Source organism: Hirschia litorea (assembly GCF_042665075.1).
GTDB classification, from domain to species: Bacteria; Pseudomonadota; Alphaproteobacteria; order Caulobacterales; family Hyphomonadaceae; genus Hirschia; species Hirschia litorea.
Map to the genome: position 1 here is coordinate 555,028 of NZ_JBHTBR010000002.1, position 13,066 is coordinate 568,093.

Here is a 13,066-nt window from a genome sequence, read left to right on the forward strand (position 1 = left end):
GTAACTGAAATGAACAGGTTGGCGCAGAATGAAGTCTGCGCCGCCTGCCGTAAGGGAACTGCCTAGATGCCAATCAACATTACCATGCCCGCACTATCTCCAACCATGGAAGAGGGCAAACTCGCCAAATGGCTGGTTAAGCCAGGCGACGCCGTAGGGCCAGGCGATGTGATCGCCGAAATCGAAACAGATAAAGCGACAATGGAAGTTGAAGCTGTTGATGAGGGGCGCATTGCTACCATTCTGGTTGACGAAGGCGCTGAGGGCGTCAAAGTTAATTCTGTAATTGCTGTGCTTGCTGAAGATGGAGAAGATTTGGATTCTATAAAGGGTCCTGCTGCTCAAGCACAACCGGCTCCCAAAACAGAAGAAAAATCTACTCCTGCCGAGAAAAAGGTAGAAAAATCAGAAGCTCCCAAAGTTGCAACAGCAAGTAAATCCGCACCATCTCCTTCTGCGGAGAAGGGAACGCGTATTTTTGCGTCGCCTCTTGCCAAACGGATAGCTGCAGAAAAAAATATAGACCTTTCAACGCTTAAAGGGTCGGGACCGCGTGGTCGAATTCTGCGCGCTGACGTGGATAATGCTAAACCTGGTAGTGCAGCTACTGGGAAGGTGGGTGCTAGCTCTGCGTCTCCTGATGGTCTGATACTGCCGCAAGTACTTGATGATCGTGTCTATGCACCTGACAGCTACAGGCTTGAACCTTTAGATGGTATGCGAAAGGTCGTTGCGCGACGCCTAACAGAAAGCTTTATGCAGATTCCACACTTCCCCTTAAATGTGGACCTACAATTGGATAAGCTTCTAGCGGCGCGTAAAGCGATCAATGAGGCAGCTCCAGAGGGCATTAAAATATCAGTAAATGACCTGCTTATTAAAGCAGCAGCTATGGCGCTGATGGATGAGCCTGATTGTAATACAAGCTATACTGACAACGGCATTGCGTATCACAAATCTGCGCATGTTTCAGTTGCGGTGGCTATTGATGGCGGCCTGATCACACCAGTGATTAAAGATGCTCAATCTAAAGGTCTTGCGCAGATTTCATCTGAAATGAAAGATCTCGCCAAACGTGCTCGCGAACGTAAGCTTGCGCCACAAGAATACATGGGTGGTACGTTCTCAATTTCCAATTTGGGAATGTTTGGTGTGAAATCTTTCTCATCCATCATAAACCCGCCAGAAGGTATGATTATGTCGGTAGGTGCTGGTGAAAAGAGACCAGTTGTTGGTCCGGATGGCCAACTTAAAGCAGCTACGGTTATGACCGTCACACTTACTTGTGACCACCGTGTAGTCGGTGGTGCTGAGGGAGCCAAGTGGCTGCTAGCATTCAAACGCTATGTCGAGGGACCAGAGTCTATGCTGCTTTAATGCAAATTGGATTACTGTAACGGACTAACATGAAGGAGCGACCCATGGCGGACGCAAAGAACCAGTTTGATCTTATTGTTGTTGGCTCAGGACCTGGTGGTTACGCAACAGCAATTCGTGCCTCTCAACTAGGAATGAAGACTGCTATTGTAGAGCGTGCTGAATTAGGCGGAATTTGTCTCAACTGGGGGTGTATACCTACAAAAGCATTACTTCGGACGTCTGAAGTTTTTCACATGATGGAAAATGCTGAAAAATATGGGCTTGGTAAGGTTAAACCTGTTGCTCATATTGAGAAAATTGTAGAACGCTCCCGTGGTGTTTCAAAGCAAATGGCAAATGGTGTTGCTTTTCTGATGAAGAAAAACAAAATCACTGTTATTGAAGGAACTGCAAGCCTTAAAGCTGGAAAGCCAGCCCCTAGTGTCGTGGTAAAAGACGGCAAAGGAGAAGGTACCTACACAGCTAAACATGTGATTATGGCTACTGGAGCGCGTGCACGGTCAATTCCTCAGGCTGGTCTTGTTCCTGATGGAGACCGTATATGGTCATACCGTGAGGCTTTAGTACCTAAGGAAGTTCCGAAAAAGCTTCTTGTTATTGGGTCCGGTGCAATTGGGATTGAATTTGCGAGTTTTTATAATACGCTGGGTTCAGAAACGACTGTTATTGAAGCCTTAGACCGTATACTTCCTGTCGAAGACGCTGACATTTCAAACTTTGTAGATAAGAGCCTCACCAAACAAGGCATGAAACTTATCAAATCAGCGCAAGTGCAAGGACTTGAAAAGGGAAAGAACAGCGTAACAGCTTCCGTTAAATTAAAAGACGGAAAGATTGAAAAGATAACAGCTGATGTTGTTATCGTCGCTGTTGGTATCGTCGGAAATGTTGAGAACACTGGCTTGGAAGAAGTTGGTGCAAAAATTGATAGAACGCATGTCACAGTTGATGGTTTTGGGCGCACGGGTGTTCCCGGTCTGTATGCGATTGGTGATTTGACGGGGCCACCATGGTTGGCACACAAGGCAACTCATGAAGGTATCGTTTGTGTAGAGAAAATTGCGGGTCAAAACCCACATGAATTTAAGACAAACAATATCGCCGGCTGTACCTATTGCCATCCACAAGTAGCATCTGTTGGTATGACAGAGGCCGTAGCAAAAGAAAAAGGCCATAAAGTTAAGGTAGGTCGTTTCCCATTCTTGGGTAATGGTAAAGCCGTAGCATTAGGCGAACCAGACGGAATTATTAAAACAGTATTTGATGAAAAGACTGGTGAACTACTTGGTGCCCACATGGCGGGAGCTGAAGTTACGGAGTTAATTCAAGGGTTTGTAATTGCGCGTCAGGCAGAGCTAACAGAAGCTGAGATTATGGAAACAATTTTCCCGCATCCAACTTTATCTGAAATGATGCATGAAAGTACATTGGACGCCTATGGGCGTGCGATCCATATCTAAATTGTTTTAAATCCAAAGATTAGAGGCCCTGCAGAAATGTGGGGCCTTTTTTTTGATCTCTAGAAATCACGATCAGTGCGCTTCCGTATCGTGAATGACTTTGATAGCATTTAGAAATCGCATTCCTGAAAAGCCCCTCCAAAGGAAAGTACATCTTATGTCAGTTTCTCAAACCAAATATAAAGTTCCTGAAAGCTTCGCTAAGAACGCTCTGGTGGATGAGACAAGCTATAATGATATGTATCGCCAATCCATTGAAGATAACGAAGCGTTTTGGGCCGAACACGGTAAGCGTGTAAGTTGGTCAAAGCCCTATAGCCGAGTAAAAAATACTAGCTGGGATAAAGATGATCTCCACGTAAAATGGTATGAAGATGGAGAGCTAAATGTTGCGTATAATTGTATAGACAGACACCTAAAAGATAAAGCAAATGAGGTGGCTATCATTTGGGAGGGCGACGATCCTAAGGATTGTCGGCACATCACTTACGCAGAGCTTCATGCGCAAGTTTGCCGATTTGCCAACGTGCTAAAGTCTCTGGATGTAAAAAAGGGTGACCGGGTAACGCTGTATCTTCCAATGATCCCTGAGGCCGCGTTTGCAATGCTCGCCTGCGCGCGAATAGGTGCTGTGCATTCCATAGTGTTTGCAGGATTTTCACCCGAAGCATTGGCCGGAAGAATAAATGATTGTGATAGCCGTTTAGTCATAACAGCGGATGAGGGGCTCCGTGGTGGTAAAACCATTCCTCTAAAATCGAGCGTTGATCAGGCTTTAAAACACGCGTCAGATGTTAAAAATGTTCTAGTTGTAAGACATACCAGTAATGATGTGGAGATGGTTCCAAATCGTGATGTTTGGCTTGATCAAGCACAAGAGCATGTGGCCTTGGAATGTGAAGTGGAGCCTATGAATGCTGAGGATCCTCTCTTTATTCTTTATACTTCAGGATCAACTGGAAAACCCAAGGGCGTATTGCACACCACAGGTGGTTATCTTGTTTGGGCTTCCATGACACACGAATATGTATTCGACTATAAGCAGGGTGACATCTATTGGTGTTCAGCCGATGTAGGTTGGGTAACGGGGCACAGTTACATTGTGTACGGACCGCTTGCGAATGCAGCTACTACATTGATGTTTGAAGGCGTGCCAACTTATCCTGATGCTTCGCGGTTTTGGCAAGTTATTGATAAGCACAATGTGAATATATTCTATACTGCGCCAACAGCAATTCGTGCTCTAATGGGACAAGGAGAAGCGTTTGTTAAGCAAACATCACGTAAATCTTTGAGACTGTTGGGATCTGTGGGTGAACCGATAAACCCAGAAGCTTGGGAGTGGTATCATAGAGTTGTAGGTGAACGTAGGTGCCCCATAGTCGATACATGGTGGCAGACTGAAACTGGCGGTATAATGATAACACCTTTAGCCGGAGCTACAGATTTGAAGCCTGGTTCAGCGACCTTACCATTCTTTGGGATCAAGCCTGAGATTGTGGATGCCGAAGGAAAGGTTTTAGAAGGACCCGCTGAAGGCAATCTTGTGATTGCTGAATCATGGCCGGGTCAAATGAGAACTGTGTATGGCGACCATCAAAGGTTTATTGATACATATTTTTCAACATATAAAGGAAAGTATTTTACGGGTGATGGGTGTCGTCGTGATGAAGACGGTTATTATTGGATCACAGGGCGCGTAGACGATGTTATAAATGTCTCTGGACATCGTATGGGAACCGCCGAGGTTGAGAGCGCTTTGGTTGCGCATGCAGAAGTGTCGGAAGCGGCAGTTGTTGGCTATCCGCATGATATTAAAGGACAGGGTATTTATGCCTATGTTTCTTTGAATGCAAGCGTAGATCCTAGTTCGGAATTGGCAACAGAACTTATAAAATGGGTGCGAACAGAAATAGGGCCTATCGCAGCACCAGATAAGATTCAATTTGCTCCTGGTTTGCCTAAAACTCGGTCTGGCAAAATTATGAGACGTATTCTTCGCAAAATTGCTGAAGATGATTTCTCAAACCTTGGTGACACGTCCACGCTGGCTGACCCAGCGGTGGTGGATAATTTGATAGCGAATAGGCAGAATAAAAAGTAACTTTCGAGCCAATTAATACGAGTATGGCGCTATAATGGTTTGTCGTCAGAATTGAGAATTCTTACCGCCGCACCATCAGGGTCGTCGTACTGGCCTGATTTGAGAGACCAAGCGAATGCGAATAGACCTAACAGGCCTAGAAAAAGCGCTATAGGGATTAAGTATAGTAGTGCACTCATAAGGACTTGCTTTTGCTGGAGTGAGATAGATTTAATCTTAAGGCGTTGAGAGTCACTATTAGCGACGATCCTGACATCGCGATGGCAGCGACAATGGGTGTGATGAACCCGAAAACAGCAAATGAAATTGCGATAATATTGTATACTGCTGCAAAGGCAAAATTTTCTAGCATTCTTGCTTTGGATTGACGTGCTATATCTAAAATTTCTATCACAGAAAATATATTTTCACCCGAAAAAACACCATCACTAGCTGCGCGACTAATGTCTACTGCACCACCTGGCGTTAGGGATGCGTGAGCATTGGCGATGGCACCTGCATCATTAAAACCATCACCGATCATCAAGACCTTGTGTCCAGCTGCTTCGAGCTGGGCTATGCGGTTGGCTTTTTCTACCGGAGATATGCCCGCCTTCCAATTGTCTGCTCCAGTCTTGGTTGCAAAGGCGTGGACCCTCTCTGGAGCATCACCAGATAGAACCTCATATGATAGTCCTCTTCTCGTCAGCTCAGCAAAGGTCTCTAAGGTGCCGGAAACGATTGTTTCTGAAAAAAGAAACTGGACTGCATCAGCGCTCTCCCTTTTGAAATAGAGTGCGCTTTCATTGAATGGTTGTGACCCTTTACCTAAAACCCAGTTTGCGGATCCTAATTTAGTATATACCCCATTGATTTTTCCAGTAATTCCACATCCAGGAACCTCCTCTATATCTTTGGCAAGAGGGCCAGTACCGGCCCTTAACGCCAATGCACGTGAAAAAGGGTGTCGACTTCCTCTAGCAAGTTGAGCAGCATTCAATAGGTCTTCATTGTCTTCAGGTGCAATTTGCAATTCAGCTTCAGGGTTCGTTAAAGTGCCTGTTTTATCGAACACGACATAATCACACGCCGCTATTCTTTCTAAAGCGTCACCTGATTTGAGGTATACATTCTTTTTAAATAATTTGCCGATGGCAACGACCTGAACAACGGGTGCTGCTAACGCTAAAGCGCAAGGGCAAGTTATTATAAGGACAGCGATAGCAATAAAAATAGCGTGTTGAATGTCGCCATTGTATAGTACCCAAGCAATGAAAGAGCTTCCCGCGACAGTATGGACTAAAGGTACATAAAGCTGAGCTGCTTTATCTGCTATCTTTCTGTAGCGGGATTTTTTCAATTCGCCAGTATCTAATAAGGCAGATACTTCCGCCAACATAGAATCGTCAACATTCGCCAATGCACGTACAATAAGTGACTTTGTCAGGTTTATCGTGCCAGCGTATATCCTACTGAGTTTTTCTGATGGTATAGGATGACTTTCTCCCGAAACCATTCTCGTATCCAAATCACTTGTTCCAGACACGATCTCGCAGTCTACCGCAAATCGTTCGCCGGGACTTATTTGTAAAATATCTCCAATGTTTATGTCTGAGGCTTTAACAGATTCAACGCTTTGAGAATTAGATAATCGCGTGACTGAAGCTGACTGCATTAAGGCTAAGTCTCGAGCAGCAGAATGAGCTTTCCTTTGTAGCTTTGCATCAAGAAAGCGACCAATCAATAAGAAGAACAATAGCATTACCGAGGCATCAAAGTAGGTGTGTTGTCCATGATTTATGGTTTCAAACACGCTCATTCCGATTGCTAAAAATACTGCAAGGGAAATAGGGACATCCATATTGACGTTGCCAGATGTGATAGCGGTATAAGCTGATGAGAAGAATGGCCTACCAGAAAATGCTACAACGGGGATCGCTATACAGGCAGAAATCCAATTTAAAAATTCTCTTGTTTCGGGGTTCATTTCTCCAAAACCAGACCAAACCGAAACAGAAAGCAACATTACGTTTGCTGTAGCAAAGCCAGCAACAGCCATGGCAAGCAGAAGTTGTTTCTCGCGAGTTGAATGTAAAGTGTTGGCTTCTTCTACGTCGAATGGAGTAGCTCCATAACCCAAGCTTGCTAATTTTGATAAAATGGCCTTTGGGTCTGTATCTGTAGTGTCCCAAACAACTTTTAATTTTCCTGTTGTTAAGTTCATGCGAGCTGAGGAAATGCCTTGAATCTCATGAAGGCTTCCTTCGATTTTAGAAATGCAACCGCCGCATTTTGCACCGGAAACTAAGATATCTAATGAAAATATGCCGTTGTTATCTTTCACATATATTGAAGGATCAACGTTTACAGTATCGGCATCCACCTCTGGAGGTGCCAATCCGGAAGGGCATCCTTCTCGTCTTGAGCTGGTCTGTGACATTCAAGCAGTCTCCAGATTAATGAACTATTTCGATATCTTTGTGCGCTACAAAAGTTTCGCCAGAATTAGAAACTGCTTTTAGGGATACTCTCCATCTGCCTGAAGGAATCATTTTCAGGTCAGCACTGTAATTCCCAATTGAATCCTTCGACAATTGGGTTTCAAACGTAAGGTGATCATTTGAAAATTGAACAAGGTGTGCAGTTACATCTAAATCTCTCAGAGCCTGTTTTTCCTGATCATAAAATGCAGACACTAAATGTTTAGTCGTTTTGGGTGAATTAGATTGGGTGACACCAATTTGAGCTGTCCATCCCAGCAGGTTTTGTTTTTGATTTTCTTCTAACGTTTCGTTGTAATTGATGCCCTGTAAATAGGATTTCTTGCTTGTCTCTCCAGGAAAGCTGGATATCGCTTTCGTAATGAACAATGCGTTCACACCGAAAACAATGGCGAAAAATGACAAGAGTATGAAAAGTACATGATACCCAGTAATCTGTTTTGTTTTTGAATACTCTTTAGTCATTTTCGTTATCCTTTGGCATGGCAAAAAATATTCTGTTGGACTGTCTCTCACCCGTTGCAACATCTATTGCCTCTATGAGTAACTTCTGGGTTGACGCGTACTTTTCTGGTTTTGGGGAGGTTAGTAATATTCTAAATCGATCAACATGTTCAGCTGACATTATTACGGTGTCGTCGTTTTCAGAATTTCCGATAATTTCGGAAGAAACATTGTTTATTCCTGAAATTCGAAGCTCTACCTCTCGATCTACACCTCGTTTATTGACGAGTTTAATTGTGTAACCATTTCGGATATCGCCATTTGACAGCTGAACAAATGGAGGAGAGCGATCTTTAATTACATTGAGTTCGAAAGTAGCGCGGGTTGAAAGGCCAACAACCATCAAAGCACTGACAACTACTATTAAAACTGAATACAGAATAACACGAGGGCGCAGAAGCCTGTATTCTGTGGGCTGACCTTTTGCTCGTGCTTGCACATTTTTATCGGTATCGTAGCCAATAAGCCCGGTGGGCCGCCCGACGCGCTCCATAATGGTATCGCACGCATCTATACATAATGCGCAATGAATGCACTCTAATTGAGCTCCATGTCGAATATCAACGCCAACTGGACATGCTACGACGCAAGCATTGCAATCGATGCAATCCCCTCGACCATCCCAGCTTGCATTCTTTTTATGCGCTCCTCTTGGTTCACCTCGGTCCCAGCGATAAGTTACGTTTAGAGCCTCTTCATCAGTTAAGGCTGCTTGTATTCTTGGCCATGGGCAAAGATAGGTGCAAACCTGTTCTCGCATTGTACCCGCGAGGGCATAAGTTGTAAAAGTTAGAATGCTTGCAAAAATATAAGCACTAGGCGGTGCACTGCCTGTAAAAAATGTTGCGAAAATAGTAGGCGCGTCATGGTAATAAAGTATGAGAGCGCCACCGGTGGCAAATGCTATTAAAACCCAAACAATGTGCTTACCGGTTTTTCGCCAAGCTTTGTTGAACGATAAAGGTGCACGATCTAATTTGATGCGCGCATTCCTATCCCCTTCGAACAAACGCTCTACAGCTATGAAAAGGTCAGTCCATACAGTTTGGGGGCACGCATATCCACACCACACCCTACCAAACAAGGAAGTCACGAGAAAAAGTGCTAAAGAAGCGAGTATCAATAAGCCTGTAATGTAGTAAATTTCTTGTGGCCATATTTCTAGGAAAAAGAAATAGAACCGTCCTCCAGCAAAATCTGCTAGTACTGCTTGATCAGGTGCGTTTGGGCCTCTATCCCAACGTATCCAAGGCAGAATATAGTAGACTGCTAGCGCAAAAACTAAAACGCCCCACTTAATTGTCCGAAATTTTCCCTTGACCCTTTTGGGATAGATTGGCTCTCTCGCTTTATAGAGTGCACTTTGTCCTGGAGGAGGAGGCGTTACATTTTCATGCATTTGCTGTTACCGCTATTCTTTGATTACTCACCGCCACCTAAGGTGTGAACGTATACGGCTAAAGCTTTGATTGTTGCTTCATCGAGCCGCTCGTTCCAATGGGGCATGGTGCTATTGCGGGCATTGTAGATTGTTTCACGAATTTGATTTGCGCTGCCGCCATACAGCCATTCTGAATCTGTAAGATTGGGAGCACCTAACTCGCGAATTCCAGTCCCGTCAGAGCCGTGACAAGATGCACATTGAACTTCAAAGTTCTCTCCAGCGCGAAATGCTGCTTCTTGGTCTGAAGGTTTTCCTGCTAGTGAAAGAACCTTCTGAACGAGGTCATTTATTTCTTGCTCACTAATATAACCATCTCTTCCGAATGCAGGCATTTGGGAAAAACGCGTTTCATCATGTGAAGACCGAATACCGTAAGTGATAGTATGTTGGATATCATCCAGAGTACCGCCCCATAACCAAACATCATCAGCAAGAATTGGATAACCGATTGCGCCCCGTCCACCCGAACCGTGGCAGGTAGCACAATTGTCTCCAAATGCACTTTCGCCCATCGCTAAAGCAAATTGTTGTAGCTCGGGTGTATTTTCGATTTCTTGAAGTGAAGCTGTTAAGAGGGCCTGAGCGCTTTCAACGCGAGCAGCTTTTAGCTTGTTAACAGCTTCATTCACTTGCGTTCTATCTGATTGTTTCCATACACCTTGAGTATTACCTTGAGCTCCAGGAGGAGCAGGCCAAGCAGGCATTAAAACCCACCAAACAAGAGAGAAAGCAATCGTCATAAACCATACATATAACCACCAACGAGGTAGGGGGTTATTTAGCTCTTTGATCCCATCCCACTCATGTCCTGTTGTTTCAACGCCTGAATGAGCGTCTATGTCTTTTTGCTTATTATTATCGGTCATCGGAAATCTCCCGATCTTCAAGAGGGATTTGTGAAGCAGCTTCGAAAGTTTTCTTGTTCGAGGGCCAAAGGGCATAAACCAGCGCTATGACAAACATCAAAACAAAGTAAAGCAGTCCCCATGTTTGAGCGAAGCTGGATAGGGTATTGTAATTCATGGTTCCTATCTCCGATTGTGCAGATCTTCTGCTTCATAGGTATCGAAATCTACCAATGAACCAAGCATTTGCATGTAAGCTATGAGAGCATCCATTTCAGTTACGTTTTTAACATCACCATCAAATGCGCGAATGGTGACAGATCCTTCCCGGCCAGCCAGCCCTTCGTAGCGAGCAACCATATCTTCCCAATCAGAGTCTGGGTCAGTTTGTGAGATCAGGTCTTCTTTGGCGTTGGCTATCATGTCCTCCGTGTAGGGAACTCCAACGACTTTTAGTGCCTTCATATCCGCATCGATATTTTTGAAATCTAACGGCCGACCAATCATAAAGGCGTAGGGCGGCATCACTGATTCTGGAACAACGGAGCGTGGGTCTTTCATGTGGTCCATGTGCCAAGAATCCGCATATTTCCCACCTAATCTAGCTAAATCTGGGCCTGTGCGTTTAGAACCCCATTGGTGAGGGTGGTCGTACATGCTTTCCGCAGCCAATGAGTAATGCCCATAACGTTCAACTTCATCACGTAAGGGTCGGATCATTTGGGAGTGACATACATAGCATCCCTCTCTAATGTAAATATTACGGCCAGCTAACTCCAAAGGAGTGTAGGGACGCATGCCTTCAACTTTTTCAATTGTATTTTTAAGATAAAATAATGGTGCAATCTCTATTAATCCGCCAATAGCGACGACAACTAGGATTCCAACAGTTAAAACAATTGAGTTTTTTTCGATGAATGAGTGTTTGTCGAAAAGTGCCATATTGCCAGCTCCTATTCTGCGAGTTGCGCAGTAGCGCTGTTGGCTGTTGAGGATGGGTTTGCGCGAAGACGTTCAAGTTCTGATTCATCTAACTCGGACATTCGTGTATCGCCGCGGGCTGTACGCCACAAATTATAAGACATTATCACTGCACCAGCGAGATAAAGCATGCCGCCGATCGAACGTATTATGTAGGCAATGTGTTTGGCTTCGACGGTTTCTACGAAAGAATACTCTAAGAATCCAAACTCGTTATATGAACGCCACATTAGGCCTTCCATAATGCCTGCGACCCACATTGAAGTGATATATAAAACTATGCCGAGTGTAGCGGCCCAGAAGTGCCATTCCACGAGAGCCAAGGAATATAAACGCTCACGTTTCCATAGATATTGAGTCATGCAATATAGTGCACCGAAAGATATGAAACCGACCCAACCCAGTGCGCCAGAATGAACATGACCAATTCCCCATTCTGTATAGTGAGATAGCGAGTTCACTGATCGAATAGACATTAATGGACCTTCAAATGTGGACATCCCGTAAAAGGCCAATGAGAGCACCATCATTCGAACGACTGGATCTGTTCTTAGCTTGTCCCAGGCACCAGAAAGCGTCATCAACCCATTAATCATACCTCCCCAGGAGGGCATCCAGAGCATTAGAGAAAAGGTCATGCCTAATGTCTGCGCCCATTGTGGTAATGCTGTGTAATGTAAATGGTGTGGGCCAGCCCAGATATAGATGAATATCAATGACCAAAAATGTACAATCGATAATCTATAAGAGTAGACAGGGCGATTTACGCGCTTTGGTATGAAGTAGTACATTATGGCAAGGAAGCCTGTGGTCAGAAAGAAACCAACAGCATTGTGCCCATACCACCACTGGGTTAACGCATCTTGGACTCCCGCCATCGCAATGTGACTTTTTGATCCGAAGAGGCTTACAGGTATAGTCAAGTTGTTGACGATATGGAGCATCGCAATTGTGACTATGAATGATAGATAAAACCAATTGGCGACATAGATGTGCGGTTCTTTGCGCTTCCAAAGCGTTCCTAGAAACACAAATAGATAACCAACCCATACGATTGTTAGCCATAAGTCTGCGTACCATTCAGGTTCGGCGTATTCCTTAGACTGAGTTATCCCCATTAGATAACCAGTTGCTGCAATAACTATGAAAAGTTGATAGCCCCAAAATACAAACCAAGGCCACGCGCCGCCGGCAAGGCGCGTGCGGCAAGTGCGTTGAACGACGTAAAATGAACTAGAAATAAGGACATTTCCGCCGAAAGCAAAAATAACCGCTGATGTATGAAGGGGACGCAGTCGACCGAAATTTAGAAAACCAAAGTCATCAAAGTAAAATAGATTTGGCCATGTGAGTTGGAGGGCAATAATTACGCCTACTAAGAGGCCCGCAATGCCCCAAAACATAGAAGCTGCTACTCCAGCTTTAATGATGCCGTCTTCATATCTTTCTGGATCAAAAGCTGTTTTATTTTCTAGTCCAGCATACCAAAAGATGAGTGCAACCGCTCCAAGAATAAATGCAAAGGCAAATATGCTGGCATGGGTGGCCATCCCAGAATCCACTGCTCTTGATGTTACGAACAAAGATATGAAGGCTAAAATGGCCAGAAATATACCAACACTTACGACACTAAAGTCTGGCGTACTGGTAGCTGTTGTTTGTTTATTCGCCACTGATTTGCCCCTTGAAAATGAGTGAGCTTTAGGATCAGAAAAACCACATTATTAATCCGACTATTAAGTACTTGTACTAAAAATAAGGTTATTACAACGGCACAATGTGTCGCAACGACAAAAAACCAGATTTATTTTATGGAATAAAGGGTGGAGTCGATCTGTTAGAAATGGTTTGGATGATAGTATGTTGAA

General features: G+C 44.3%; 11 protein-coding genes. 3 read left to right on the top strand and 8 right to left on the bottom strand.

Going from position 1 to position 13,066, the window contains the following annotated elements; translation table 11 throughout:
* Nucleotides 1–66: 66 nt before the first annotated feature.
* From ACFQS8_RS02710 to acs, 3 genes are all read left to right on the top strand, one after another.
* Entirely contained in the window at nt 67–1,377 is a 1,311-nt protein-coding gene (locus ACFQS8_RS02710) for a pyruvate dehydrogenase complex dihydrolipoamide acetyltransferase (protein ID WP_382165469.1), read from the top strand.
* Nucleotides 1,378–1,421: 44 nt separating this feature from the next.
* A complete protein-coding gene (gene lpdA, locus ACFQS8_RS02715) occupies nt 1,422–2,840 on the top strand; it encodes a dihydrolipoyl dehydrogenase (protein WP_382165471.1) in 1,419 nt (472 codons plus the stop codon).
* 157 nt (nt 2,841–2,997) lie between these two features.
* Nucleotides 2,998–4,944, top strand: coding sequence for an acetate--CoA ligase (gene acs / locus ACFQS8_RS02720; RefSeq protein WP_382165473.1), 1,947 nt, complete (start codon nt 2,998–3,000; stop codon nt 4,942–4,944).
* A 29-nt stretch (nt 4,945–4,973) separates the two neighbouring features.
* Here the strand turns inward: acs and ccoS are convergent, their stop codons facing one another.
* The 8 genes from ccoS to ccoN all read right to left on the bottom strand — a co-directional run bounded on the left by ccoS (nt 4,974) and on the right by ccoN (nt 12,748).
* Complete coding sequence (gene ccoS, locus ACFQS8_RS02725) at nt 4,974–5,123, bottom strand: cbb3-type cytochrome oxidase assembly protein CcoS (RefSeq protein ID WP_382165475.1); 150 nt, start codon at nt 5,121–5,123, stop codon at nt 4,974–4,976.
* On the bottom strand, nt 5,120–7,306 hold the full coding sequence (locus ACFQS8_RS02730) for a heavy metal translocating P-type ATPase (protein WP_382165477.1): 2,187 nt from the start codon (nt 7,304–7,306) through the stop codon (nt 5,120–5,122). Before ACFQS8_RS02730 ends, ccoS begins: the two co-directional genes overlap by 4 nt.
* A 73-nt stretch (nt 7,307–7,379) precedes the next feature.
* Nucleotides 7,380–7,889: a FixH family protein gene (locus tag ACFQS8_RS02735; protein ID WP_382165478.1), complete on the bottom strand. Its 510-nt coding sequence runs from the start codon at nt 7,887–7,889 to the stop codon at nt 7,380–7,382.
* Complete coding sequence (ccoG, locus tag ACFQS8_RS02740) at nt 7,882–9,327, bottom strand: cytochrome c oxidase accessory protein CcoG (protein ID WP_382165480.1); 1,446 nt, start codon at nt 9,325–9,327, stop codon at nt 7,882–7,884. Before ccoG ends, ACFQS8_RS02735 begins: the two co-directional genes overlap by 8 nt.
* Nucleotides 9,328–9,350: 23 nt before the next feature.
* Nucleotides 9,351–10,238, bottom strand: coding sequence for a cytochrome-c oxidase, cbb3-type subunit III (gene ccoP / locus ACFQS8_RS02745; RefSeq protein WP_382165482.1), 888 nt, complete (start codon nt 10,236–10,238; stop codon nt 9,351–9,353).
* Nucleotides 10,228–10,395 carry a cbb3-type cytochrome c oxidase subunit 3 gene (locus tag ACFQS8_RS02750; protein ID WP_382165484.1) on the bottom strand — a complete coding sequence of 56 codons (168 nt, stop codon included), beginning with the start codon at nt 10,393–10,395 and terminating at the stop codon, nt 10,228–10,230. Before ACFQS8_RS02750 ends, ccoP begins: the two co-directional genes overlap by 11 nt.
* Nucleotides 10,396–10,400: 5 nt before the next feature.
* Nucleotides 10,401–11,159 carry a cytochrome-c oxidase, cbb3-type subunit II gene (gene ccoO / locus ACFQS8_RS02755; protein WP_382165486.1) on the bottom strand — a complete coding sequence of 253 codons (759 nt, stop codon included), beginning with the start codon at nt 11,157–11,159 and terminating at the stop codon, nt 10,401–10,403.
* 11 nt (nt 11,160–11,170) lie between these two features.
* On the bottom strand, nt 11,171–12,748 hold the full coding sequence (ccoN, locus tag ACFQS8_RS02760; protein WP_382166574.1) for a cytochrome-c oxidase, cbb3-type subunit I: 1,578 nt from the start codon (nt 12,746–12,748) through the stop codon (nt 11,171–11,173).
* Nucleotides 12,749–13,066: the final 318 nt, after the last annotated feature.

What these genes read in the sequence shown, in the direction of transcription:
- ACFQS8_RS02710 (WP_382165469.1), top strand. Translation starts at nt 67, where the DNA reads ATGCCAATCAACATTACCATGCCCGCACTATCTCCAACCATGGAAGAG.
- lpdA (WP_382165471.1), top strand. Translation starts at nt 1,422, where the DNA reads ATGGCGGACGCAAAGAACCAGTTTGATCTTATTGTTGTTGGCTCAGGA.
- acs (WP_382165473.1), top strand. Translation starts at nt 2,998, where the DNA reads ATGTCAGTTTCTCAAACCAAATATAAAGTTCCTGAAAGCTTCGCTAAG.
- ccoS (WP_382165475.1), bottom strand. Translation starts at nt 5,123, where the DNA reads ATGAGTGCACTACTATACTTAATCCCTATAGCGCTTTTTCTAGGCCTG.
- ACFQS8_RS02735 (WP_382165478.1), bottom strand. Translation starts at nt 7,889, where the DNA reads ATGACTAAAGAGTATTCAAAAACAAAACAGATTACTGGGTATCATGTA.
- ccoG (WP_382165480.1), bottom strand. Translation starts at nt 9,327, where the DNA reads ATGCATGAAAATGTAACGCCTCCTCCTCCAGGACAAAGTGCACTCTAT.
- ccoP (WP_382165482.1), bottom strand. Translation starts at nt 10,238, where the DNA reads ATGACCGATAATAATAAGCAAAAAGACATAGACGCTCATTCAGGCGTT.
- ACFQS8_RS02750 (WP_382165484.1), bottom strand. Translation starts at nt 10,395, where the DNA reads ATGAATTACAATACCCTATCCAGCTTCGCTCAAACATGGGGACTGCTT.
- ccoO (WP_382165486.1), bottom strand. Translation starts at nt 11,159, where the DNA reads ATGGCACTTTTCGACAAACACTCATTCATCGAAAAAAACTCAATTGTT.
- ccoN (WP_382166574.1), bottom strand. Translation starts at nt 12,748, where the DNA reads ATGGCCACCCATGCCAGCATATTTGCCTTTGCATTTATTCTTGGAGCG.